Origin of the sequence: Actinocorallia sp. A-T 12471 (assembly GCF_033875155.1) — a bacterium.
Lineage (GTDB): Bacteria > Actinomycetota > Actinomycetes > Streptosporangiales > Streptosporangiaceae > Actinocorallia.
Genome location: NZ_JAWZTE010000005.1, coordinates 479,366 through 503,580, shown reverse-complemented (window position 1 = coordinate 503,580; position 24,215 = coordinate 479,366). Strand labels below are relative to the sequence as shown.

Annotated in this window: 25 protein-coding genes; 11 read left to right on the top strand and 14 right to left on the bottom strand. The window is 71.8% G+C overall.

The annotated features are described in order from the left end of the window. The first annotated feature begins 65 nt into the window (after window positions 1-65). Entirely contained in the window at window positions 66-902 is an 837-nt protein-coding gene (locus R9X44_RS17865; RefSeq protein ID WP_319815318.1) for an alpha/beta hydrolase, read from the top strand. Here the strand turns inward: R9X44_RS17865 and R9X44_RS17860 are convergent. Then, window positions 888-2,033, bottom strand: a complete 1,146-nt coding sequence (locus R9X44_RS17860) for a hypothetical protein (RefSeq protein WP_319815317.1) — start codon at window positions 2,031-2,033, stop codon at window positions 888-890. The genes R9X44_RS17865 and R9X44_RS17860 overlap by 15 nt on opposite strands. 109 nt (window positions 2,034-2,142) lie before the next feature. Next, window positions 2,143-2,955 (bottom strand): class I SAM-dependent methyltransferase, encoded by an 813-nt coding sequence (locus tag R9X44_RS17855; protein ID WP_319815316.1) that lies wholly within the window; start codon window positions 2,953-2,955, stop codon window positions 2,143-2,145. A gap of 73 nt (window positions 2,956-3,028) precedes the next feature. Here R9X44_RS17855 and R9X44_RS17850 point away from each other — a divergent pair, with 73 nt between their 5' ends. The 3 genes from R9X44_RS17850 (at window position 3,029) to R9X44_RS17840 (ending at window position 5,194) form a co-directional block, all read left to right on the top strand. Then, window positions 3,029-3,427, top strand: coding sequence for a helix-turn-helix domain-containing protein (locus R9X44_RS17850; RefSeq protein WP_319815315.1), 399 nt, complete (start codon window positions 3,029-3,031; stop codon window positions 3,425-3,427). 8 nt (window positions 3,428-3,435) lie between these two features. Further along, window positions 3,436-4,113 carry an NAD(P)H-binding protein gene (locus tag R9X44_RS17845; RefSeq protein WP_319815314.1) on the top strand — a complete coding sequence of 226 codons (678 nt, stop codon included), beginning with the start codon at window positions 3,436-3,438 and terminating at the stop codon, window positions 4,111-4,113. Between the two features lie 145 nt (window positions 4,114-4,258). Further along, window positions 4,259-5,194 (top strand): DUF5954 family protein, encoded by a 936-nt coding sequence (locus R9X44_RS17840; RefSeq protein ID WP_319815313.1) that lies wholly within the window; start codon window positions 4,259-4,261, stop codon window positions 5,192-5,194. Window positions 5,195-5,204: 10 nt separating this feature from the next. On the opposite strand, the gene R9X44_RS17835 is transcribed toward R9X44_RS17840, so the two are convergent. From R9X44_RS17835 to R9X44_RS17805, 7 genes are all read right to left on the bottom strand, one after another. After that, a complete protein-coding gene (locus tag R9X44_RS17835) occupies window positions 5,205-6,050 on the bottom strand; it encodes a bile acid:sodium symporter family protein (RefSeq protein WP_319815312.1) in 846 nt (281 codons plus the stop codon). Window positions 6,051-6,131: 81 nt separating this feature from the next. Then, window positions 6,132-6,734 (bottom strand): membrane dipeptidase, encoded by a 603-nt coding sequence (locus tag R9X44_RS17830; RefSeq protein WP_319815311.1) that lies wholly within the window; start codon window positions 6,732-6,734, stop codon window positions 6,132-6,134. Between the two features lie 173 nt (window positions 6,735-6,907). Next, the gene (locus tag R9X44_RS17825; RefSeq protein WP_319815310.1) at window positions 6,908-7,486 is read right to left on the bottom strand and encodes a hypothetical protein; all 579 of its coding nucleotides are present in this window, start codon (window positions 7,484-7,486) and stop codon (window positions 6,908-6,910) included. 123 nt (window positions 7,487-7,609) lie between these two features. Then, window positions 7,610-8,800 carry a cytochrome P450 gene (locus R9X44_RS17820; RefSeq protein ID WP_319815309.1) on the bottom strand — a complete coding sequence of 397 codons (1,191 nt, stop codon included), beginning with the start codon at window positions 8,798-8,800 and terminating at the stop codon, window positions 7,610-7,612. A gap of 58 nt (window positions 8,801-8,858) precedes the next feature. Further along, complete coding sequence (locus R9X44_RS17815) at window positions 8,859-9,869, bottom strand: VOC family protein (RefSeq protein WP_319815308.1); 1,011 nt, start codon at window positions 9,867-9,869, stop codon at window positions 8,859-8,861. Then, complete coding sequence (locus R9X44_RS17810; RefSeq protein ID WP_319815307.1) at window positions 9,866-10,735, bottom strand: alpha/beta fold hydrolase; 870 nt, start codon at window positions 10,733-10,735, stop codon at window positions 9,866-9,868. The genes R9X44_RS17815 and R9X44_RS17810 overlap by 4 nt, the downstream gene beginning before the upstream one ends. 11 nt (window positions 10,736-10,746) lie before the next feature. Next, complete coding sequence (locus R9X44_RS17805; RefSeq protein ID WP_319815306.1) at window positions 10,747-12,303, bottom strand: bifunctional 3-(3-hydroxy-phenyl)propionate/3-hydroxycinnamic acid hydroxylase; 1,557 nt, start codon at window positions 12,301-12,303, stop codon at window positions 10,747-10,749. A 161-nt stretch (window positions 12,304-12,464) separates the two neighbouring features. Between R9X44_RS17805 and R9X44_RS17800 the strand changes: the two genes are divergently transcribed. From R9X44_RS17800 to R9X44_RS17790, 3 genes are all read left to right on the top strand, one after another. Next, window positions 12,465-13,106, top strand: a complete 642-nt coding sequence (locus R9X44_RS17800) for a helix-turn-helix domain-containing protein (RefSeq protein ID WP_319815305.1) — start codon at window positions 12,465-12,467, stop codon at window positions 13,104-13,106. Window positions 13,107-13,269: 163 nt separating this feature from the next. After that, window positions 13,270-14,181 carry an amidohydrolase family protein gene (locus R9X44_RS17795; protein ID WP_319815304.1) on the top strand — a complete coding sequence of 304 codons (912 nt, stop codon included), beginning with the start codon at window positions 13,270-13,272 and terminating at the stop codon, window positions 14,179-14,181. Window positions 14,182-14,213: 32 nt separating this feature from the next. Continuing rightward, window positions 14,214-15,278: an amidohydrolase family protein gene (locus tag R9X44_RS17790; RefSeq protein ID WP_319815303.1), complete on the top strand. Its 1,065-nt coding sequence runs from the start codon at window positions 14,214-14,216 to the stop codon at window positions 15,276-15,278. 19 nt (window positions 15,279-15,297) lie between these two features. Here R9X44_RS17790 and map read toward each other — a convergent pair whose 3' ends face one another. Next, entirely contained in the window at window positions 15,298-16,092 is a 795-nt protein-coding gene (gene map / locus R9X44_RS17785; protein WP_319815302.1) for a type I methionyl aminopeptidase, read from the bottom strand. Between the two features lie 70 nt (window positions 16,093-16,162). Here map and R9X44_RS17780 point away from each other — a divergent pair, with 70 nt between their 5' ends. From R9X44_RS17780 to R9X44_RS17765, 4 genes are all read left to right on the top strand, one after another. Then, window positions 16,163-16,426: a helix-turn-helix transcriptional regulator gene (locus tag R9X44_RS17780; protein ID WP_319815301.1), complete on the top strand. Its 264-nt coding sequence runs from the start codon at window positions 16,163-16,165 to the stop codon at window positions 16,424-16,426. A 218-nt stretch (window positions 16,427-16,644) separates the two neighbouring features. After that, window positions 16,645-17,568, top strand: a complete 924-nt coding sequence (locus R9X44_RS17775; protein ID WP_319815300.1) for an acyl-CoA desaturase — start codon at window positions 16,645-16,647, stop codon at window positions 17,566-17,568. A gap of 63 nt (window positions 17,569-17,631) precedes the next feature. Beyond that, the gene (locus R9X44_RS17770) at window positions 17,632-18,882 is read left to right on the top strand and encodes a sensor histidine kinase (RefSeq protein WP_319815299.1); all 1,251 of its coding nucleotides are present in this window, start codon (window positions 17,632-17,634) and stop codon (window positions 18,880-18,882) included. After that, window positions 18,860-19,504, top strand: coding sequence for a response regulator transcription factor (locus tag R9X44_RS17765; protein WP_319815298.1), 645 nt, complete (start codon window positions 18,860-18,862; stop codon window positions 19,502-19,504). Before R9X44_RS17770 ends, R9X44_RS17765 begins: the two co-directional genes overlap by 23 nt. Here the strand turns inward: R9X44_RS17765 and R9X44_RS17760 are convergent. Genes R9X44_RS17760 through R9X44_RS17745 form a run of 4 tightly spaced genes read right to left on the bottom strand, consistent with a single transcriptional unit; the run spans window position 19,494 to window position 24,212 of the window. Further along, window positions 19,494-20,720 (bottom strand): MFS transporter, encoded by a 1,227-nt coding sequence (locus R9X44_RS17760; RefSeq protein ID WP_319815297.1) that lies wholly within the window; start codon window positions 20,718-20,720, stop codon window positions 19,494-19,496. The genes R9X44_RS17765 and R9X44_RS17760 overlap by 11 nt on opposite strands. Next, window positions 20,717-21,982 carry a hypothetical protein gene (locus tag R9X44_RS17755; protein WP_319815296.1) on the bottom strand — a complete coding sequence of 422 codons (1,266 nt, stop codon included), beginning with the start codon at window positions 21,980-21,982 and terminating at the stop codon, window positions 20,717-20,719. The genes R9X44_RS17760 and R9X44_RS17755 overlap by 4 nt, the downstream gene beginning before the upstream one ends. After that, entirely contained in the window at window positions 21,979-23,265 is a 1,287-nt protein-coding gene (locus R9X44_RS17750) for an ATP-grasp domain-containing protein (protein ID WP_319815295.1), read from the bottom strand. The genes R9X44_RS17755 and R9X44_RS17750 overlap by 4 nt, the downstream gene beginning before the upstream one ends. Then, window positions 23,262-24,212, bottom strand: a complete 951-nt coding sequence (locus R9X44_RS17745; RefSeq protein ID WP_319815294.1) for a cysteine synthase family protein — start codon at window positions 24,210-24,212, stop codon at window positions 23,262-23,264. The genes R9X44_RS17750 and R9X44_RS17745 overlap by 4 nt, the downstream gene beginning before the upstream one ends. Window positions 24,213-24,215 lie beyond the last annotated feature (3 nt).

The window sequence follows — 24,215 nt, the reverse complement described above, 5'->3', positions numbered from 1 at the left end:
GGGCGGGTGCCGTACCTTGGGGCGTCCCGGGCAGCGGCGGCCCGGGGCTTCGGACAGGAGGACACGTGGAAGGCACGCTGGACAGCGGGCAGTACTGGCAGGGCTGGCCCGTGGACGCGCCGGTCGGCGTCGTGGTGCTGGTGCACGGCGTGCACGAGCACGGCGGGCGTTACGCGCACGTCGCGGCCCGGTTGAACGAGGCGGGGTACGCCTCCTACACGGTCGACCACCCGGGGCACGGCAGGTCGCCGGGCAAGCGCGGGAACATCGAAAGCGTCGACGCGGCGGTCGCCGGTGTCGCAGCGCTCGTCGCGAAGGCCGCCGACCTCCACCCCGACGTGCCGGTCTTCGTGTACGGGCACAGCCTCGGCGGGCTCATCTCCCTGACGTACCTGACGGGTGATCCGCATCCGAGGGTCGCCGGGGCGGTCATCTCCGCGCCCGCGCTCGACACGAGCGCGTCGAACGCCGTCCAGCGGGTGTTCGCGCCGGTTCTGTCGAGGATTCTGCCGGATGTCGGGGTCCTTGCCCTCGACGTCGAGGCCGTCAGCCGTGACCCGAAGGTCGTCGCCGACTACCGGGCCGACCCGCTGAACCACAACGGCAAGATCGTCGCCCGGACCGGGGCGGAGATCCTCGCCGCCGCGACCGCGATGCCCGCCCGGCTGCGCGGCCTGACCCTCCCGCTCCTGCTCGTCCACGGCGGCGACGACCGTCTCATGCCGGTCGCCGCCACCGACCTGGTCCGCACCCACGCGGCCTCGCCGGACATCACCGTCCGCGTCTGGGACGGCCTCTACCACGAGCCGCACAACGAGCCGGAGAAGGCCGAGGTCCTGAGCGAGATCGTCGCCTGGCTCGACGCCCACCGCGTGACGGACGCGCCGTCACGGCAGGGGTGACGCGTTCGTGGTGACGTGGTCGGTGCCGGTCCAGCCGTTGCGGCCGTAGGCGTAGATCCGGTCGCTGCCCGGCAGGGTGATCACGCGGTAGTCGGCGTCGGGGAGCGACACGGGGTTCCAGCTGAGGCCGCTCGGGTCGAGACGCACGACGCGGCCCTTGTGCTCGGCCGTGTGGCCGCCGCCGTTCGGTATGAGGCGGGTGTGGCGCTCCACGGCCCACACCCGGTCGGCCCCGTCGACGATGACCTGCTTGAGCGGGTAGGGCGTGGTGTTGTAGTACGTCCATGCGCCGTCCCTCCAGCGCAGCAGGGGTTCGGCGCCGTTCCGCACGGTGGCGACCCACAGTCCGCCGGACTCGGAGACCGCCGAGGCCGCCGAGACGTCTCCGAACGGCTCAGGGTAGGGAGTCGTCTGCCAGGACGCGCCGTCCCAGGTGTGCAGGCCGCCGGTGTCGGCGTACCAGGCGCTGTCCGGGCCGGTGATCCGGGCGGCGGCGGGCCACTGGCCGGGTACCTTCGACCAGTTTGTACCGTCCCACCGCCATAGGCCGGAGTCGGTCCTGGCCAGCGCGCTGTCCGGTCCGAAGGTGTGCAGCTCGCGGGTCAGGCCGTCGAGCGTGCCGGTGTGCGTCCAGGCGTCGCCGTCCCTGCGGAAGACGCGGTCGCGCTCGGCGAACCATGTGCCGCCCGCGTTCGCCGACAGGATGCCCAGCGACCCGTTCGGCGTCGGCGCGGGAACGCGCGTCCACTTCACGCCGTCCCAGCGGGCCAGGTACCTGACGCTTATGTCGGGGTTGATCCCGGTCAGGTAGTAGCCGTAGACCCACGCCTCGTTCGGGCCGACGGCGTCGACGTCGGTGAGCTGGGTCAGCAGGACGGAGTTCAGGCCGGGCAGCGCGAAGTTCTGCCATGTCGCGCCGCCCGTCCAGCGGGACACCGACGGCCACAGCGCCAGCCTTCCCTGGACGATGTGCCACACCTCGTGCGACCCGGCCGCCTCGAAGTCGCCGAACGTGGACTGCGGCAGGAAGTACACGTGCCGCCACGAGTCCTCCGGGCCCGCGTGCGCCGCCGTCGGTACCGTCACGATCGCCGCCACCGCCGCGGCGAGGCTCATGCTGCGCATTCTCATGCGCCCCACACTCCCGGCGGCGGACGCCCCGATCATCGGCCCGTCCCACGAACCTCGGCCGCTCGGCTCGTGCTTTCGTCCCGACAGTCCGCCCGGCTCTGTACAGCCGCTAGGACGGGCGCGCGCTGACCAGCCAGCAGGCGGCGGTGTACCTGACCTCGGCGCCGTGGATGAATGGGTCGAAAGCCGGACGGACCGCCGCCACGACACGGGCGCGCGTCGCCTCGTCCCTTTCGCGCAGGAGGATGCCTACCGGGCCGAACGTGGTGAAGTATCCGATCAGTTCGCTCTCGGGCAGCGCGCACACCGCGTCGAGGGGGCTGACGTCGATGCCGGTCCAGCCTGAGTCCGTCAGGAGGCGGCGGACGCGGTCGGGGTCGGCGAGGCCGAACTGGCCGGGTTCGTCAGGGCGTCGGACGGGCAGGCCGGGCAGCAGCGGCGCGGCGGCGCGCTCGGCGGTCGTCATGAACGGGTTCTCCTCGACGCCGCGCCAGACGACGAAGCTGAGCCGCGCGTCGTCGGTCGCGGCGCGGCGCAGGTTCGCGAACGCGCGCACCGCGTCGTCGAAGAACATGACGCCGAAGCGGGAGACGACCGTGTCGAACGCGGCGGGCTCGAACGTGTGCTCCTGGGCGTCGGCGAGGACGAACTCGGCGGTCGAGCCCTCCCGCCGGGCGCGCTCGCGGGCCGCGTCGATCATCTGCGCCGACACGTCGACGCCCACACAGCGGCCCGTGGCCTTCCGCGCGAGCGCGACCGTCGTGCCCCCGGTGCCGCACCCGACGTCCAGCACGTTCCGTCCGCCCGCCGCCGCCGCGACGAGGACGTCCTCAAGGGGCCGGAACATGGCGTCCAGCAACCCCTGCGCCTCGACCCACGCGTTCCCCGGCGCGCCGCTCCACCTGGCCTTCTGATCGTTCACTTCCGTCTCCTGTTTGCTCTCGTCCACCGAAGATGCCACTGTGCTACTTCAAGCCGACTTGAAGTCAAGGACCATGACCGATCTTGACATCGGGGAGGTCGCCCGCCGCGCGGGCGTACCCCCTTCCACCCTGCGCTACTACGAGGACCGGGGGCTGATCACCCCCACCGGCCGACGCGGCCTGCGCCGTCAGTACGACCCCGCCGTCCTCGACCGTCTCGCGCTCGTCTCCCTGGCCCGCACCGCGGGGTTCTCCCTCACCGAGATCGCCACGATGCTCCCGCCCGACGCCGCCCCGCGCGTCGACCGGGCCCTGCTCACCGCCAAGGCCGACGAGCTCGACGCGACGATCCGCCGCCTCGCCGCGCTGCGCGACTCCCTGCACCACGCCGCGGCCTGCCCGGCCCCGACCCACATGCAGTGCGCCACCTTCCGCCGTCTTCTGCGCTCGACCCACCGAACCGAACCTTAGGAGCACCCATGCGCGTCATCGTTTTCGGAGCGTCCGGCATGGTCGGCCACGGCGCGCTGCGCGCGTGCCTCGCCGACGACGCCGTCACCGAGGTCCTGGCCGTCGTGCGCACGCCGCTGGCCCTTGACGATCCCAAGGTGCGGCAGATCGTGCACACGGACTTCACGGACTACAGCGACATCCAGCACGAGTTCGCCGGGCTCGACGCCTGCCTGTACTGCCTCGGGGTCTCCGCGGCCGGGCTCAAAGAGGCCGAGTACACCCGCGTCACCTACGACTACGCGCTCGCCGCGGCCCGCGCGCTGCACGCCGCGAGCCCCGACCTGACGTTCGTGTACGTGTCCGGCCAGGGCACCGACGAGACGGGCACAAGCCGTCAGATGTGGGCGAGGGTCAAGGGCCGCACCGAGAACGACCTCCTCGCGATGCCGATGCGCGCGCACATGTTCCGTCCCGGATACATCCAGCCGGTGGGCGGGGCGGTCTCCAAGACGCCGCTTTACCGCGTCATCTATCGGGGCACCGGGTTCCTGTTCCCCCTGCTGCGCCGGGCCCTTCCCCGTCACGTGACCACGAGCGACGCCGTCGGCCGGGCGATGCTCACCGCCGTCCAGCGCGCCGACGACGTCCCCGCGATCCTCCGCAACCCGGACATCAACCGCCTCGCGGTGACCCCGACCCCGTGACGTCCCCGCCCGCGGCGGTTCGAGGTTGGGCGTCCGATTCGCGAAGATCCGCACTCTCCGTGGCTTTCTCGGCCCGGTGTGTCATCGGATTCTCCCCACGGGCCGGGCGGGGTTTGGGGAAGATGGCGGTATGGGATTTCCGCTGATGGGTGGATATAACAAGATCAATCTTGTCGCCGACCTCGATCCCGCGATGGCGGTGCGGGATCAGGAGCTCGGCGAGCGGATGCGGGTCCATCCGAAGATGTTCCCCGCGGGGCCGCCGGATTTCGGGTGGGCCGTGCAGGTCGGGCGGGAGTGGCGGATCGGGGGCGCGGGCGGGACATGTCCGGACGCGGCGCGGCGCGGGCTCGCCGCGCATCTGCGCAGGACCGCCGACCAGCTCCCCGGCAGCCAGGAGAAGAGGGTGCGCGAGATGTTCGCGGTCGCGGGCAAGCTCGACCCCGAGGAGGGCGAGCAGCTCGCCAAGGACGAGTGGGAGATCGGCGACAAGCGCTTCCGGATCATCCGCGTCGAGAAGTACACCCTGATCGGCAACGGGGTGCTCGAGCCGCCCCGGCACACCGACACCGACCCGCCCGAGGCGGCACTGCCGCTCAAGGGCCACCCGATCGACCCGCTCGTGCCCGCCGGGTATTGGGAGGCGCAGCTGCGGATGAACCTCTGCTCCTACGAGCCGATCCCCGGCACCGTCCCCGAGCAGATCCAGGTCGAGGCGAGGCACGCCGTCCGCACCCATCCGTCGGTCATCACGCTGCCGCCCGAGTTCACCGTCGTGGAGATCGAGGACGGCCGTTCGAACCCCATCACCGGCGGCAACGGCCCGGAGCAGGCGCGTCGCTCCCTGGCCAACTACTTCGGCGACCTCCTGCCGCGCGTGCGCGAGTTCAAGGGCGACCCCGCGAGCCCTGCCGAACTGGCCAGGTGGAGACGCGTCGCCGCATGGATCGAGCAGAACCCCGGCCCCCAGTGGGACGTCATGGGCCGCCGGTTCCGCACGGTCCGCGTCTCCCGCTTCCTGCGCCTCGGCCGCGACGGCCCGGAAAGCCCACGGCCCTCCGACGCGGTCTACTTCACCTGAGCCTCCCCCGTCAGGCCGGGGCCTGGGCGGCGCTGGTCCGGGTGATGAGGAAGCCGAAGGCGGTGGCGAGCAGGTACATGAGGATCGAGTAGACGGCCGACGGGACCGCGACCTCGGTGCTGTCCAGGATGCTCAACGCGATCGTCAGCGCGACAGTCGTGTTGTGGACGCCGATCTCCATGGAACTGGCGATCGCCTGCGCCTCGTTCAGCCGCATGACGCGCGCGCCCACATACCCGATGGTCAGGCTCAGCAGACAGAACAGCCCGGTGACGGCGCCGACGTCACGCACGTACTCGCCGAGGTTCTCGCGCTCCCCGAGCAGCGCGCCCACCGCGACCGACGCGAGCACCACGATCGAGAACACGCGCACCGGCCGGTCCGCCCGGTCGGCGAACCCCGCGAACCGCGACCGAACTGCCATACCCACCACCACCGGCACAAGCACGATCGCGATGACCTGGACGACCTTGCCGAACTGAAGCCCCAGCTCGCCCTCGGCCCCGAAGTGCCCGATCGCGAAGTTGGTGATGAGCGGGATCGTCGCCGCCGCGAGCACCGAGTTGACCGCGGTGAGCGTGATGTTCAACGCCACGTCCCCCCGGAACAGATGGCTGAACAGGCTCGCGGTCGTCCCGCCCGGCGACGCCGCCAGCAGCATCACCCCCACCGCCAGCAACGGATCGAGGTCGAACGCCTTCACCAGCCCGAACGCGATCACCGGCAGCACGAGAACCTGCAGCACAAGCGCCACCACCACCGCCCGCGGCGCCCGCACCACCCCCCGAAAGTCCCCCACCGTCAACGAAAGCCCGAGCCCGAACATCACAATCGCCAACGCGATCGGCAACCCCACAGTAACCAACCCAGAACTCTCCACAACACCCCTCACCTCTCCAACAAACACCAACGACCCAAGAACCCTACGCCGCCCCCCTCACCCAAAAAACCCACCAAAAACCCTCCGAACATTCCCCCCAAGAACCCCCCGGATCTCCGCCTCGCCCATCCCCCGCGCGACAAGCTCCTCAGTGAGCAACGGCAGCCCCGCCGGCCCGGCAAGCCCCGGAAGCGTCGCCATCACATCAAAGCCAACCCCACCCGCACGATCCTCACAGCAAGGCGGCGCCAGATCCGTGTAGACCTCATGCACAAAATCCGGCCCAAGCCCAACATGCCCAACTCCCGCCACCCCCACCACATGCTCAACATGCAGCACCAGTGCGATCCTGCCGTCGGCGAGGGCCGCGTTGATCTGGCGGTCGTTGAGGCAGAGGCGGACGGCGTCGGCGTTCCCCTCGGCGATTGTGTGTGCGCACTCGATCATCCGGAGCGTCTCGCGGAGCGCGCCCTCGGGCCTGAACGCGTCGTCGATGAAGACCGGGAGCACCTGGATGTCGACGCCGCCCGCGCGCAACTGCGGCAGCCACTGTTTCCTGAAGAAGGACGCCCAGCGCGCGGGTGGGCGGGCTACTACGGCCATGAGGAGGTCGTTGTGGGCGTCGGCTACTACTGCGCGGGCGTGGAGGTCGCGGGGCATGGGCGGCACTGTAGTTGGTGGGGGTTAGGGGGTGGTGGTGGGTTTGTGGGTTAGGGGGAAGAGACTGGGCGGGCTGCGTAGCAGGGGGTGTGGTGGTCGGGGAATGGGTGGCGGGGGTGGTGGTTGGGGATCCCCGGGCTGTGGAGAGCTCGGGGATCCCTGGTGTGGTGGTGTCAGGGTGAGGCGAACTGGCAGATTGTGGAGACGGTGACGGTGATCGGGGTCGTCTGGGAGAAGTTGAGGACGCCCCACTGCCAGGTGGCGCCGACGGCTGTGCTGGCCAGGTAGTAGGGCGCGCCGCCGCCGGTGTAGGTCACCGTGCCGTTGATCGGGTAGTAGTCGGCGGGGCAGCCGCCGCCCGCCACCGCGGCGATGCCGCCGGGCGCGATGTCCGTCGCCATTCCGGCGATGTACTGGGGCGGCAGCGTCGGGCCTGCGGGACCCGTCTCGCCCTGTTCGCCCTGTTCGCCCTGTTCGCCCTGTTCTCCTTGCTCGCCCTGTTCGCCGGGTACGCCCTGCACACCCTGGGGTCCTGGGGGACCCGCAGGGCCGGCCGGGCCCGCGGGGCCGCGCGGGCCGCGGGGACCGCGCGGGCCCACGCAGTTCCGCCGCAGGTCGTCATCGTCGTCGTCGGCCCAGTAGTAACGGTGGCACGGGGTGCCCTCCTGGGCCCGCGCCTCGGTGGCCGCGGCCATCGGCGCGGCAAGCGCGAGCACGCCCAACGACGCGCCCGCCAACCTGAGAGTGATCATGGTCTGAACATGGCCAAGATCATGTCCGCTCAATCACGTATCGCCATCGCTGCGACGTTCCCTGTCAATCTTTGACGCTCCACCACATCCCCGCAGCCTTCCCCCCGTCCCCCCGAACCGGGATCAACCAACACGCAGCGGTAGATACTCAAAGGTCACCGCGCCGAAGGTCGTGTCGATGCGCGGCGGCCCGACGAGTTCCACGCGCGGCCACGCGCGCGTCAGCACCTCGAGCGCCGCGCCGAGCTGCATCCTGGCCAGCGCCGCGCCGACGCACATGTGCGCGCCGCTGCCGAAGTTGAGGTTGTGCGCGACGGGTGCGCCGCGCGTGGGGTCGAACCGCAACGGATCGGGAAAGGCGGCGGGATCCCGTAGCGCGCTCGGCACCGACACATGGACGTCGGTGCCCGCGGGCAGCCGCAGGCCGCGCCACTCGACGTCGACCAGCGCGGTGCGCGGAATGTGCACGATGCGCGGCCACATCCGTCCCGTCTCCTCGACGTACGCGGGGATGCCGCCCGGGTCGTCCCGGAGCGCGCGCCAGCTCTCCGGGTGCAGCGCCGCCGCGTACAGCAGCGCCGACAGCGAGGTCGACGTGCTGTCCGCGCTCGCCTTCAGCGCCTCGACCACGACCGCGCGCAGCTCGTCCGACGTCAGCCGGTCGCCGGACTCCTCGGCCGCGAGCAGCGCGGAGATCATGTCGTCGCCGCCCGGATTCGCGCGGCGCGCGGCGATGAACTGATCGACGTACTCGGCGAGCGCCCGCTCGGCCGCCTCGATCTGCGGCGCGCGCGCCGGGTCCCGCGCGAAGATCTGCATGATCGTCGCCGACCAGCGGCCGATCTGGTCGGCGTCCTCCTCCGGCGCGCCGATCATGCGGGCGAAGACGAGCGGCGGTATCCGCGCCGCGAAGCCCCCGACGGCGTCGACGGTCCCGGCCTCGGCGAGCTCGTCCGCGAGCCGCTCGATCAGTGCGACAACGTAAGCGCGCAGATAAGTCACCACCTTGCGCGAGAAGTACGGGGCGACGAGTCTGCGCAGCCTGTCGTGCACGTGGGTCGGCGATCCCAGCAGCGCCGACACCCACAGGCTTCTGATCTGCGGGTCGGTGATGCCCGCGCCGTCGAGGACCGTCGTCACGTCGATCTCGAAGCGGCGGTCGCGCAGGATCTCCACCGCCGCGTCGAACCCGAGCACATGGACGCCGAACGGGCTCTGCGCGATCCACCCTTTCTCCCGTTCCTCAGCGAGCGCGGCCCAGGGTTCGGGCGCGGTGAAGATCCTGCCGAGATCAAGCGCGAAGGGAATCGTCATACAAATACCGTAAAACGCCTCCATTTCCCCAGAATTAACTCCCGGCAGACCAGAGAAATCAGGCGTCCGGAATGCCGGTTCCGCCAAGCTGTGGCACTGTCTGTTCCTTATGGGCGAGTGAGCGGGTGGCCGTCCGGAACTGGGCGAGTTTGTCGATGATGGTCTGCCCGACGGGCCTGTGCCCCCAGACGCTGATGCCCTGATGCGTGGACGGCTCCCAGGTCGACTCGTCAACGACGATCGGGTTCCACCCGACCTCCCACTCGAAGCCCGACGGCGTCCGCGCGTAGTACGACAGCTCCCTGTCGTTGGTGTGCTGCCCGACCGACAGCGCCATCGAGAAGCCGAGTTCGTGGACGCGCTGGTAGCTGCGCGCGACGTCGTCGAGCTCGGCGACCTGGATGTTGAGGTGCTGCACGCGGGTGCGGATCGGGTCGACCGGCGCGCCCCGCACGGCGGCGACGGCGATCGAGTGATGCCGCTCGTTGACCCGCAGGAACCTGATCTTGAGCTTCGCGCCGCTGACGGTCTCGTCGATGTAGTCGGTGAGCCGCGCGTCGAAGACATGCGTGAAGTACCCGCGCGTCTCGGCGGGCCGCGTCGTGGTGAGCGCGACGTGCCCCATGCCCGACTCCCCCGTGACGAAGCCGCCCGCGAGCATCGTCATCGGCTCGGCGGCGGTCCTCGGGGCCGTCGCGATCTCCTGGGTGATGCCCTTGGGCCCGGGGAAGCGCAGCAGCCGTTCGACGCCCCGGGCCGCCGCCTCCTGCTCGGTCCCCCGCCGGTACGGGACGCCGCTCGCGCGCACCCGTGCCTCGACCTGCTCGAACGCGGCGTGGTCGGCGAGGTGCCAGCCCATGGCGACGACGTCCTCGGCCGGTCCGCGCACGAGCAGGAACCGGCATTCCTTGTCGTCAAGGCGGAACCGCATCCGGTCGGCGTCGAGCGCGTCGTGGTGCATGCCGATCGCGTCGGCGCCGAAGCGCCGCCAGTCGGCGAACCGCTCGGTCTCGATGACGAGGTAGCCGAGGTGGACCGCGCCGAAGACCGACGGCGTGTCGGGGGTCATCGCGTGCCTCCCAGGAACTCGGCGCACAGCCGGTTGAACAGTTCGGGCCGCTCGAACTGGACCCAGTGACCGGTGTTGGCGACGACGTACAGGTCGCAGTCCGGCATCCGCTCGGCGAGCGCCTGACCGCCGCTGGGCCGGTTCACCTTGTCCTGCGCGCCCCACAGCACGAGGGTCGGGACGGCGAGACGGGCAAGGCGCGCGTCGCGGGTGAAGTCCATCCGCCGCAGCACGCGCAGCGCGTTCGGCCCCGACGGACGGTGCAGCGGCGGCGCGGCGACCACGTCGGGGTCGATGCTCGCCGCATAACGCTCATCGATGACGGAGTCGGGAATCTGCGCGGCGTTGAAGACCAGGTATTCGCGGATGAACTTCTCAAGCTTCACCCGCGACGGCCCCTCCCCGCCGTAGTACGACAGCAGCGACTGAAGCCCCGGGGTGGGCAGCGCGCGCGTGGTGCCGACGCCGCCCGGCCCCATGAGCACCATCCGATCCACCCGGCCGGGCGTGTCGAGGGCGAGGCGCAGCGCGCACGCGCCGCCGTAGGAGTTGCCGACGAGGTGGGCGTGCTCGATCCCGAGCGCGTCGAGGAGGCCGCGGATGCCGTCGGCGAGGAAGCCGAAGGGGTCGTCGGCGTCGACGCCCTTGGTGCTGCGTCCATACCCGGGCAGATCCGGCACGATCACCCGGAAGCGTTCGGCGAGGGCGGCGATGTTGCGGCGGTAGTTGGAGACGCCGGACGCTCCCGGCCCGCCGCCGTGCAGGAGCAGGACGGGCGGGCCGTCCCCGGTCTCGGCGACGAAGATCTTCTTGTCCCCGGCGTCGACCAGGGACTCTCGCATTTCGGGCAGTTCTTGTGCGGTCATCTCATTTCCTCTCACTGTCCGGCGGGCCTGAACCCGGCCGGGGGTGCGGGAAGCGGCGCGCCCTTCGCGGCCGCCGCGTAGACGTATCCGTCGGGGCGCAGGACCGCCGACGCCGTCCCGCGCCGGTCGAGCCAGGCGAGCAGGACGCCGGTCTCGTCCACGACGGCGTTCTCCGCCGCCGCCGACCCGCTCGGCAGCACGGTGACCGACCGGACGCCGAGCCGGGTCCACGCGTCCTGCGGCGTCGCGGTCCTGGCGTGCAGGACGAGCCAGCCGGAGCCGAGCGCGTCATCGAGCCGCTTCTTCGCGCCTGACCCGTCGAGCACGACGGGCTGCGGGAGCATCCACCCGGTCGCGCCGGTCCTGCGGCCCGCCAGGAAACCCGCCGGGTAGTGCGCGGCGGGGATCCACAGCGCGCCCTGCGTCAGCCGGGTGAGCGCGGGGAAGCGCGAGATGGCGCGTCCGAGCGGATCACGCACCCGCGTGACGGCGGTGCGGCGCTCGGTGATCGTCCTGCCGACCAGCACCGCGCGCCGGGTGACGCCCTTGACGTGCGGTTTGCGCTCGGTCTCGTAGGAGTCGAGCACGCTCTCCGGCAGTTCGCCGCGCAGGACCGCGCTGAGCTTCCAGCACAGGTTCGCCGCGTCCCGCACGCCAGCCGCCATGCCCTGGCCGATCCACGGCGGCATCGCGTGCGCGGCGTCCCCGGCGAGGAACACCCGGCCGACCCGGAACCGCGCGGCGAACCGGACATGGTGGCTGTAGACGGTCGCCCGGAGGATCTTCACGTTCTTCTCGGTGATCCCGTAACGGGACAGCAGCCGCGCGATCGCCGCGTCGCTGACGAGCTCCGTCTCGTCCTCGCCGGGCAGGATCGGGAACTCCCAGCGGTGGTGGCCGAGCGGCGTCGGGCAGTCGACCGCCGGACGCGCCGGGTCGCAGTGGAACCTGAGCCTGTCGTGGCCCGGCCACGGCTCGATCATCTCGGTGTCGATGACGACCCAGCGGTCCTCGAAGGTGCGGCCCTCGTAGCCGATGTTCAGCTGCGCCCGGGTCAGGCTCGACCCGCCGTCGGCGGCGATGACGTACCTGGCCCGCAGCCGCTCGACGGTGTCGTCGCCAGTCTTCACGGTCGTGAGCTCGACGCCGTCGGCGTCCTGGACGACCCGCAGGCACTCGCGTTCCAGCAGCAGCTCGACGTTCGGGTACCGCGCGACGCCGTCGCGCAGGACCTGTTCGAGCGCGGGCTGGTAGATGAACATCTGCGACGGGTGGCCGTGCCCCCTGGACACCGGGTGGGCGCTCAGGAACGGCTCGCCCTTGGCGTCGACGAACTCGATCGGCAGGTCGCCGAGCATGTCGCGCTTGAGCAGTTCGGCGAGGCCGATCCGCTGCCAGACCCGCAGCACCTCCTCGTCGGTGGAGATCGCCCGCGCGCGGCCGAAGATCTCCGTGTCCCGCTCGATCACCGCGACCCGCAGGCCGAGCGCGCCGAGCAGGTTCGCCGCGGTGACCCCCGTCGGCCCGTATCCGATCACCGCGACGTCGTAGGCGGCTTCCGCACTCACCACGGCACTCCTCTCTTGAGCTTGCCCCGTCAAAATACTGGATCGATTGGTCCAGTAAGGACTGCTAAGTACGGAAGTATGCGCGAGAGCGCGGCGCGGGACAACCGGCGCCCGGCTCGAACCGGGCATACGGCCTGGGACAATCGGTCCGAGGAGGGCCGATGGGACCGAAGACCGACCGGCGGCAGCAGCACGGCGAGGAGTCGCGTCAGCGCATCCTCGACGCGGCCGTGGAGATCGCCGCCGAGCGCGGCTACGAGGGCACCAGCATGTCGCTGGTGCGGCAGCGCTCAGGCATGCCCAACAGCAGCATCTACTGGCACTTCCGCGACAAGGACCACCTTTTCGCCGCCGTCATCGACCGCAGCTACCACCTGTGGCGCGACAGGCTCCTCGACCTCATCTCGGCGCGCGACAGGAGCGTCCCGCGCCTGCGGCAGTTCCAGGACATCGCCACCGCCGTCGCCGACAGCCTGCTGGAGCGGCCCGAGTTCCTCAGCCTCGGGCTGATGCTCACCCTCGAGCGGCGTCCCGTCGAGGCCAAGGCGCGTGAGCGGTTCGTCGAGATCCGCACCGAGGTGCACGACTTCGCCCGCGACGAGTTCGCCGACATCCTCCACGGCCTGCCAGAAGACCGCCGCGCCGACCTCGCCCTCCGGCTCGCCGAGTTCACCATCGCCACCGCCGACGGCGTCTTCCTCGCCTACCAGCTCAACCCCGACGCCTACGACCTGCACGGGGCCTTCGCCACGCTCGGCACCGCGGCCGACGCCCTGCTCGAGCGCTGGCTCAGCGAGTCCTGAACCCGGCCTCCGACGTGGCCCCTTGTGTTTCCGCGACGTTTCTCGCATACTCCCCGTATCAATCGGTCCGGAGTGTACCGACCGATCCATTAACGATCTCCGGGGAGTTGACGGCCGTGCGCACTGCCGAGACCGCTCGTCGGCGGGCTGAAGGAGGGTCACGATGACCGTCTCCCGTATCGACGTGCACCAGCACATGGTCCCGCCCGCGTACGCCGCCTGGCTGCGCGGCCACGGCGTCCACGCGCCCGGCGGCAGGGCGCTGCCCGACTGGAGCCCCGAGCTGGCACTCGACTTCATGGACCGGAACGGCGTCGCGACCGGCATCCTGTCCCTCACCACTCCCGGCGTCCACCTCGGGGACCACGCCGAGGCGCGCCTCGTCGCGCGCGAGGCCAACGACTACGGGGCCGAGCTCGTCGCCGACCATCCGGACCGCTTCGGGTACTGGGCGGCGCTCCCGCTCCCGGACGTCGTCGGCGCGGTCGCCGAAGCGTCCCGCGCGTTGGACACCGCCGAGGGCGTCATGCTGCTGGCCAACAGCCGCGGCCTGTACCTCGGCGACCCGGTGCTCGACCCGCTGATGGCGGCGTTGAACGAGCGGTCCGCGACGGTGTTCGTGCATCCGGCCGAGCTGCCGGGACCGTCGGTCGAGGGCATCCCGGCGTTCGCGGCCGACTTCCTGCTCGACACGACCCGGGCGGCGTTCAACCTCGTCAAGCACGACGTTCCGCGCCGCTTTCCGAACCTCAAGTTCATCCTGTCGCATGCGGGCGGGTTCGTCCCCTATGCTTCGCACCGCCTGGCGGTGACGGTGTTCGCCGAGACCGGACGCGACCCCATGGCCGTCCTCGACGACCTCGCCGGCTTCTACTTCGACACCGCCCTGTCCTCGAGCCCGGCCGCGCTGCCCACCCTGCGCGCGTTCGCCAAGCCGGGCCACATCCTCTACGGCAGCGACTGGCCGTTCGCCCCGGAACTCGCCGTCTCCTACTTCGCCGAGCCGATCGCCGACGACGACGCCGTCAACGGGACCAACGCGCTCCCCCTGCTGCGCCGCTCACTCCCCCAGTAGTCCCCACCACCCCCCACCCCAAGGACGAGCCCGTGACCCCCTCGCTCGACCGGCGTCGGCTCCTCGCCACCGCCGCCGCCACCGCAGGACTCCTCCCCCTGGCCGCCTCCAAGGCCGCGGCCGCCCCGACGGGGCCGTACCGGATCGACATGCACGCGCACTACCTGCCGCCCGACTACCGCAAGGCCCTCCTCAAGGCCGGATACCTGACCATCGGCGGCTACCCCACGCCGACCTGGTCGCCCGAGGCCGCGCTCGCGTTCATGGACAGGTACCGGATCCAGACGCAGGTCCTGTCGGTCTCCGACCCTGCCGTCACGTTCGTCAAGGGCGCGACGGCCCGCAACCTAGCGCGCTACTGCAACGACTACGCCGCCGCGCTCGTCAAGAAGCACCCGAAGCGGTTCGGCGCGCTCGCCGTCCTGCCGATGCCCGACGTCCTCGCCTCGCTCGCGGAGATCAGGCACGCGCTCGACGTCCTGAAGCTCGACGGCGTCGGCCTCATCTCCTCCTACAACGGCGTCTACCTGGGCGATCCCCGGTTCGAGCCGGTCATGGCCGAGCTGAACCGGCGCGGCGCTTATGTCTTCGTCCATCCGGCCGCGCCGCCGCCCGCGAACAAGCCCGAACTGCTCATCCCGGACTTCCTTTACGAGTTCACCTTCGACACCACGCGCGCCGCGACCGCGATGATCTACAGCGGGACGATCAAGCGGTATCCGAAGATCAGGTTCCAGCTCGCGCACGCGGGCGGCACGGTTCCGTTCCTCGCGAACCGGCTTGCGCTGCTGGAGAACGTCGGGCTGCCCGACGTCGTCAAGCCGGTCCTGCCCGACGTCTCGGGGAACATCCGCTCGTTCTACTACGACACGGCCCTCAGCTCGGCCCCGTCGGCGATGAAGAGCGTCCTTGAGGTCACCTCGCGCGACCACATCGTGTTCGGCAGCGACTGGCCGTTCAGCGCGCTGACCCTCCAGGGCTCGGGCGACCCTCAGCCGAAGCTTTCGGAGACGTTCACCGATCCGCAGCGGCTCAAGATCGAACGGGCCAACGCGCTCAGGCAGCTGCCCAGGCTCGCCGCGCTCCTCACCCCCTGACGCGCCGGGCCCCGCCGCGTCACGCCTGACGTCGCGGCGGGGTCTCCGACTCGCGCCGGGTGAGCACGAGGGGGGCGTCGTCGGTGATGGCCACGGTGTGCTCGGTGTGCGCGGTGCGCGAGCCGTCGGCGGAGCGGATGGTCCAGCCGTCGGGGTCGTAGACGATCCGGTCGGTCGTGCGGGCCAGCCAGGGCTCGAGCGCGAGGGTCAGACCCGGCCTGAGCTTCAGGCCGCGGCCCGCCTTCCCCCTGTTGGAGACGTGCGGGTCGCCGTGCATGGTGCGGCCGATGCCGTGGCCGCCGAACTCGTCATTGACGGGGTAGCCGTAGTCGCTGGCCACCGCCCAGATGGCCGCGGAGATGTCGCCGAGCCGGTTGCCGGGCCGGGCGACCTCGATCGCGGCCTCGAGCGCCTCCTCGGTCGCGCGGATGATCCGCAGATCCTCCTCGGCCGGGGTGCCGACGATGACCGTCCGCGCCGAATCGGCCGCCCAGCCGTCGATGGTCACCGCGATGTCCGCGCTGAGGACGTCGCCGTCGCGCAGGGTGTAGTCGTGCGGCAGGCCGTGCAGCACCGCGTCGTTGACCGACAGGCAGATGACGTTGCGGAACGGCCCGCGCCCGAATGACGGCGAGTAGTCCCAGTAGCAGGACTCCGCCCCGCGCCGCTTGATCATCCCCCGCACGTGGTGCTCGATGTCCATCAGATTGACGCCCACGTCAGCGAGCGCGCCGACCTCGGTGAGCACCTCGGCCACGAACCGCCCCGCCACATGCATGCGCTCGATCTCAGCGGGCGTCTTCAGCTCGATCACGAATACTCCACGTAAGAAGTCGTTGGTATAACTATACCGACCCTATCCCCGGGCCCCCTATCCTTGGGCCATGGTCCGCCAACCCCTGACCCAAGAGCAGATCGAAGCCGGCCGCCGCCTCGGCGCCCTCCTGCGCGCCGCCCGCGCCCACCGCGACCTCACCGAGATCGCCCGCACCGCCGGCATCTCCCCAGAAACCCTCCGCAAAATCGAAACCGGCCGCCTCCCCTCCCCCAGCTTCGGCACCATCGTCCGCCTCTCCCAAGCCCTCAACCTCCCCCTCCACCACCTAGCCACCCCCTACCAGAACACCCCCGCCAAATCCGTCGGCTAGGCGGGGTGGGTCTTACAGGGTGGGGTGGGTGGGGGGTAGGGACTTGGGGGGGAGGTGGGGGGTGGCTCGGGAGGGGGATTCGGGGGTGGGAGGGGGGTCCCTAACGTCGGGGGGGATGGATCGACGGAGGGGGAGAGAAGTTGACCGAGACTCTTGTGGCGGCGCGTAGTGGGAGTGACTTCACGCCGTTGGCCAGGCAAGTTCGGGCCAGTGGGCTGATGGAGAGGCGGACGGGGTACTACGCGCGGTCGATCGTGTTCACGACCGTGGCGACCGTGGCGGTGTGGGCGGCGGCAGGGGTCGTCGGGGGGTGGTGGGCGCTGCCGCTCGCGGTGCCGGCGGCGCTGCTGTCGGCGCGGATGGGGTTCCTCGGGCATGACGCCGGTCACAAGCAGATCGCCGCGACGGGCCGGGCCAACCGGCGGCTCGGGCTGTTCCTCGGCAACTTCATGCTGGGGCTCAGCCACGGGTGGTGGAACCACAAGCACAACGCGCACCACGCGCACCCGAACCACATCGGCAAGGACCCCGACATCGGCGCGGGCGCGCTCGTCTTCACCAAGGACGACGCCGTCGGCCGGACCACCGGCGTCATCGGGTGGCTGACCCGCAACCAGGCTGTGCTGTTCTTCCCGCTGACGCTGCTCGAAGGCATCGCCCTCCAGGTGAACAGCGTCGTGACGCTGCGGGAGCGGCCCGCCGCCGAGCGCCGCACCGAGGCGCTGCTGCTCGCGGCGCACCACGTCATTTACTTCGGCGCGGCCTTCCTGCTGCTTCCCGTGCCCGTCGCGCTCGCCTTCATCGCGCTGCACCAGGGGCTGTTCGGCCTGCACCTGGGGGCCGCGTTCGCGCCCAACCACAAGGGCATGCCGATGCCCGGCCCCGGCGACGACTGGGACCACCTGCGCAAGCAGGTCCTCACCTCACGCAACGTGCGCGGCGGCGTCGTCACCGACTGGATGCTCGGCGGGCTGAACTACCAGATCGAGCACCACCTGTTCCCGGCGCTGCCCCGTCCGGCGCTGCGCAAGGCGCAGCCGCTGGTCCGGGCGCACTGCGAGTCCCTCGGCATCCCCTACACCGAGACCTCGCTGATCACGTCCTACACGATGGCCCTGCGCCACCTGGACTCCGTCGCCTGACGGCACCCGACGGCGACGAATAAGGGACGACAGGGAGCGCCGACCATCACTACCCTCTTGGCCATGAGCGTGCACCATGCGCTGGGCCGCCCCCTGGACGCCGTCGTCACGGTGCTGCGCGCCCCGTCCGAGCCTGACCGCTACACCTGCTGGCCCGACCGGGCGCGGCTCAGGCTCGTCATCCTGGTGTCGGTCCTGCCCGTCGCGATCGGGCTGACCGGCGGCTCGATCGCGATCTACGTCGGCCTGCACGGCGTGTCGGCCGACATCGCCTGGCCGCTCGGCGTACTACAGTGCCTGCCCGTGCTCGTCGCGCCGCGCTGGCCGGTCCCCGCGTGGCGGGTCGTCATGATCGGGCTGCTGTTCGGCGCGCTGGTGGGCGGCGGCGACGCGTTCATGCCCTGGCCCGTGACGTCGCTGCTCGCCCTCGTCGGCGTGCTGTTCGCGGTCGGGGCGAGCTCCGACCAGCCCAAGCCGCTCGGCGCTGGCCTGGTCACCGTTTCGGTGATCGTGCTCCTGCCGCTCGGGCTCGGCAGGCTCGAGTCGTGGTTCGGGCTGATCCTCGCCGGGCTCGTCATCCTGGCGCTGGTGTTCGGCGACGCCGTCGGCGGCAGGTACCTCGCGGAGATGCGGCTCGCGCTCCAGGCCGAACGGCACAGGCACGACCAGGCGCTGAACGCCGTCCTCGAGGAGCGGTCGCGGATCGCGCGTGAGCTGCACGACGTCGTCGCGCACCACATGTCGGTGATCGCGCTCCAGGCCGAGGCCGCGCCGTACAAGATCCACGACCTGCCCGAGCCCGCCCGCGAGACGTTCGCGCTGCTGCGCGACGAGGCGCGCAGCGCGCTCACCGAGACACGGCGCGTGGTCGGCCTGCTGCGCGCGGGCTCCGAGGCCGCCGAACGCGCCCCGCAGCCAGGCGCGGACCGCATCCCCGAACTCCTCGACGCGCACGAGGGCCTGCGCGTGACGCTGTCGGTCACCGGGACCCACCGGGCGCTGCCCGACGCCGTCGATCTGTCGGCGTACCGGATCGTCCAGGAGGCGCTGAGCAACGCCGCGCGGTACGCGCCAGGGTCGTCGGTCGAGGTCGAGGTTCACTACGGCGAGCACGAACTGCTGCTGAAGGTGCGCGACGACGGCGCGAAGGACAAGCCGCAGCCCGGCAACGGCGGCCACGGCCTGCTGGGGATGCGCGAGCGTGTCGCGATGCTCGGCGGCTCGCTGGAGACCGGGCCCAGGCCGGAGGGAGGTTGGGCGGTGTCGGCCGGACTTCCCTATGATGGCCGACATGATCCGGGTGGTGATCGCTGACGACCAGGTGATGATCAGGGACGGACTCGCCACACTTCTGGACTCCGACCCCGACATCGAGATCGTCGGCCAGGCTGGCGACGGCCAGGAGGCCGTCGAACTCGCGGGCGAGCTGACGCCCGACGTGATCGTCATGGACATCCGGATGCCCCGCATGGACGGGCTCGCCGCCACCGCCCAGATCGCCTCCGAGACCGGCCCGCGCGTCCTCATCCTCACCACGTTCGACCTCGACGAGTACGTCTACGAGGCGCTGGGCGCGGGCGCGTCGGGCTTCCTGCTGAAGGACGCCCCCGCGCACGACCTCATCCACGCGGTGAAGGTCGTCGCGTCCGGCGACGCGCTGCTCGCCCCGTCGGTGACCCGCCGGCTGATCCGCGACTTCGCCAAGCGCCGCCGCCACGAGCGCCCGCGCACCGGCGCGGCCGACGGCCTCACCCCGCGCGAACTCGACGTCCTGCGCCTCATCGCCCGCGGCCTGTCCAACGCCGAGATCGCCGGCGAACTCTTCCTCGCCGAACAGACCGTGAAGACCCACGTCGGCCACGTCCTCACCAAGCTCGCCCTCCGCGACCGCACCCAGGCCGTCGTCTTCGCCTACGAAAACGGCATCACAGCCTGACCCCACCCCCTACGACGGGCGGGACGGCGTACACGGCCTCCAGGGGAAGGCGCGGCTCAAGGCGCAGGAGGGTGAAGGCGGAGAGGGTGACGGTGGCGGCGAGGGTGAGCCAGAGGGCGGGGACCGACCACGCGAGCAGGCTGGTCAGGACGAACGGGGACAGCGCCGTCGGCAGCGCCCAGGACAGCTGGTAGACCGCGAGATGACGGCCCCGGGTCGCCTCGGGCGCGGCCGAGGCGACGAGGGCGGAGGCCGTCGCCCCGTGCAGCAGCTCCCCCACGGTGAACACCAGCGTGGCCGCGAAGACGCCGACGACCAGGACAGCGCCGGAGGCGAACACGTCGAGAAGGCAGAACGCCACAAAAGCGGCGGCGAAGGTCAGCGCGCCCGCGGCGGCCGCGCGCGTGCGCCGGTGCCGGACGACGGCCCGGGTCGCCGGAATCTGGAGCAGCGCGATGCCCGCGGTGTTGACGGCGAACAGCACCCCGACGTAGGAGTCGGCGAGGCCGAGGTGGCGTGTGGCGTAGACCGGGAGCGCCACGGAAAGGACCATGTACCCGAACGCGATCGGCAGGTTGAGCAGCGTCAACGTGCGGAAGGGCCGGTCGCGCAGGACGAGCCGGTAGCCGCGCGCGACGCGTCCGGCGTGGGCGGCGCGGCCGGGCACGGGGATCGTCCGGAAGATCAGCGCGGCGGTGAGGTGGGCGGCGGCGGTCGTCGCGACGATCCCCTGGTAGGCGGCGTCGGAGCCGAGCGCGAGCGCCGCGCCCGCGATCAGGCCGCCCGCGCCGAGCCCCGCGTTGCGGATGCCGCGCTGCGCCGCGAGCAGCCCGTCACGTGCCGCGCCCCGCGCGATCTCGGCGACGAACGCCTGGACGGACGGCGGGTACGCCCCGTCGCCGAGCGCCACGAGCGCCGTCGCGAGCAGCATCGACGCGGCCGAGTCCACGAACGGGTAGGCGGCGAACCCGGCCGCGCGGACCGTGTAGCAGCCGACGACGACGGCCCGCGCCCCGAACCTGTCGACGAGGACGCCGGCGAACGGGTTGGCGGCGAGGCTGAGCAGCGCCGCCCCGGTGAGGAGCGCGCCGACGGCGGTCAGCGGCAGCCCGACCACATGGTGGAAGTACAGCAGCGACAGCGGCAGGTACATGCCGCTGCCGGTGGCGTCCACGACCATCCCGGCGAGGTACTTGAGGCGGGCCGACGGGTTCACGCCGCCGCCCCGCCGATCCGCACCGCCGCCTCGAAGCGCGCGCCGAGGGTGCGGAGCCGCCGCTCGCAGACCGCGCGGTCGGGCCCCGTGCCGACGGCGGCGAGCAGGAAGTCCGACGACCCCGCCGCGGGCGGCACCGTCTCGCCGGGCCGCCCGTAGAGCCAGAACCGCTCGACCCAGTCCTCCCCCGGGGCCTCGGGCACCGCGCTGATGCGCCCCGGCCGCTTCATCATCAGCACCTGCCCCGCCATCCGCGACGGCACGGGCAGCGGCCCCGTCCCGTCGAGCAAAGGCAGCGGGAGCCCGAGCTGGGCCCGCACGGCATAGGCGGCGTGGTCGATCCCGAAGATCGCCTGGAAGACCTCACGGATCTTCGCCCCTGCGGGACGGCAGGCGATCTCGCAGAGCACGAGCCGGTCGTCCGGCGTGTGGAAGATCTCGGCGTGGAAGGCGTGGTCGGTGAGCCGGGAGCCCGCGGGCCGCAGGGCGGCGAGGGCGCGTTCGGTGAAGTCGAGGAGCCTCGGCGTGAGCGGGTCGGCCGGGTCGAGCGTGAGGTCGACGCGCGCGCCGGGGTCGCTGCCGAAGGAGGCGAGGTCGTACTGGTACTGCGACGGCCACGCCAGCACCGTCGCGCCGCCCGCGACGAGCCCGTCGACATGGCACATCCGGCCGGGGACGAACGCCTCGATGAGGAGGTCGTCGCGCGGTCCCGCGCCGAACGCGGCGGCGAGCGCCGCGTCGAGGGCGGGGCCGTCGCGCACGATCCGCAGGCCGATCGAGCTGAACCCCGCCCGGTCCTTGAGGACCACCGGGAAGCCGTGGACCTCGGCGAACTCCCGCGCCGCGACGGCGTCGCGCGGGATCGCGTGCGGCGCGACGGCCAGGCCCGCCGCCGACGCCCACCGCTTCATCAGCGCCTTGTCGCGGAACGGCACGACGTCGGCGGGCAGCGCGCCGGGCAGCCCGTACTGGGCGCGGAGCCGCGCCGCGCGGAGCTGGTCGGCCTCGTGCAGGGTGACGACGTGCCGGACGGCGTGCTCCTCGATGAGGCGGCGCGCGGTCCGCTCGAGCAGCGCGGTGTCGTCAAGGGTGTCGATGACCTCAAGCCGGGTGCAGCCGAGCGGCCCGTCGGGGACGCGTTCGCCCGCGCCCTCGATCCTGTCGCGCCCGGCGACCACGAGGAGGTCGCCGGGGTGGTCGGCGAGCCACTCGGCATACGGGAACGGCTCAAGGGGGAAGCGGTGCAGGATGAGGGTGCTCACACCGGCGCTCCCGCCCTGCCGACGGGCGCGGCCTGCGCCCGCACGGTGTCGCCGGACGGCGTCGTCACCCGGACGTCGAGGACCTCGGCGACGATCCGTTCCCCGGCGCGGATCGCCGCGTCGGTGTCGTGCCCGGTGACGGCGACGAGGCCGAGCCTGTCCCAGTTGTCGCGCAGCGGACGCGTCGGCGCGCCGGGCGTCGCGGTGAGCCGCAGGTCGAGCACTTCGGGCAGCGCCCGCGTCGCGGCGGCCCCGGAGATCGACGCGACCGTCCCGTGCCCGGCGACGATGGCGCGCACCGCCGCGCCCGCGCGCGGCTCAGGCCGGTCGGGCAGCTCGGGCACGAGCCCGAACGGCCATCCGAACGCGTAGGTCGTCAGGTCGATCCCGTACGCGCCCCTGACGAGTTCGGCGATCGCGTCCCCGGCGATCCTGTCGTGGCTCTCGATGACGACGGGACCGCGCGCGGACAGCCGCAGCTCGGTGTGGGTGACGCCGTCGGCGAACCCGACGTGGTCGAGGAACCGGGCGACGGCGGCGCGGATCGCGGCGTCGTCGGCGGGGCCGATCCTGGCGGGGAGCGCGTGCCCGATCTCCGCGAAGCACCCGTCGGCGACGAACTTCTCGGTGACCGCGACGACGACGTGCCGGCCGGCGAAGCTGAACGTCTCGACGGAGAATTCGGGGCCGTCGACGTACTCCTCGATGAGGAAGTCGGTGAGGGTGTACATGTCGGACACGCGGTCGGTGCGGGTGCCGCGCAGCGCCGCGACCTCGGCCCACACCCGGTCGGCGTCGGCCGGGGAGTCGACCCGGTGGACGGCGATGCTGGCCGTCGCGTCGACGGGCTTCACGATGAACGGGTGGCCGTGCCGCTCGCCGAACGCGGCGAGGTCGGCGCGGCTGTTCAGGGGCGCGGCGGCGACCGCGTCGGGGTCGCGGGCGAGCAGGTGGCGGCGCATCGCGAGCTTGTCCCGCAGCAGCCGGGTGACCGCGTGCGGGGTGCCGCCGAGCCCGTACCGGTCGTTGACGCGCGCGGCGTTCTCCAGGCCCGGCTCGGTCAGCGAGTGCGCGACGGTGAAGCCGGGCGCGGCGTGCAGCGCGGCGACGACCGGGGCGGTCTCCTCCCACGAGGTGTAGTCGACGATCCGCACGACGTCGGCGAGGGCCTCCTGGACGTCGGTCAGCTTCCCCGGGTACTGCAGCAGCAGCACGGTGAGGCCGAGGTCCTTGGCCTTCACCACCGCGTCGTCGTTCGCGCCGACCAGCAGCAGCGTGTTCACGTCACGTCTCCTTCCGGCCAGACGCTGAGGTACCGTTCGCCGGTGTCGGGCAGGATCGTCACGATCGTCAGCCCCTCGCTCGACGGCCGCCGCGCCACGACCGAGGCGGCGTGCGCCGCGCAGCCCGAGGAGATCCCGGCGAGGACGCCGAGCCGCCGCGCAAGCCACCGGGTCCCGGCCTCGGCGTCGGCGTCGGACACGGTGAGGATCTCGTCTATCAGCGCGGTGTCGGTGGTGTCGGCGACGAAGCCGCCGTTCAGGCCGGGGATGCCGTGCGGCCCCGACCAGCCGTGCGACAGCACGGGCGAGCGCTCGGGCTCGACCGCGATCCCGCGCAGCAGCGGGTTGCGCTCCTTGAGATGGCCCGCCGTGCCGCTGAAGGTGCCGCCGGTGCCGATCCCGCACACCAGCACGTCGACCCGGCCGCCGGTGTCGGCCCAGATCTCCGGGCCCGTGCTCTCGCGGTGCGCGCGCGGATTGTCGGGATTCTGGTGCTGCCGCGAGAACCACGCGCCCGGCGTCTCGGCGAGCAGCTCCTCGGCCTTGTCGAGGGTGCCCTGGAGGCGCAGTTCGCCGGGGGTCAGGACGACCTCCGCGCCGAGCGCGCGCAGCAGCCCGATCCGCTCGCCGGTGGCGGTGTCGGGCAGCACGATGACGCAGCGGTAGCCGCGCGCGGCGCACAGCGCGGCGAGGCCGATGCCGGTGTTGCCGCTGCTCGCCTCGATGACCGTGCCGCCCGGCACGAGCCGTCCCGACTCCTCCGCGCCGTTGAGCATCCAGAGCGCGGCGCGGTCCTTGATCGAGGACAGCGGGTTCGCCGATTCGAGTTTCGCGAGGACCGCGCAGCCGGGGGCCGCCCCGGCGACGGGCAGCCGCAGCAGGGGCGTGCCGCCGACGAGGTCGTCGATGCCTGACGCGATCCGGGGTGTGCTGATGACGGGGTTCACCGG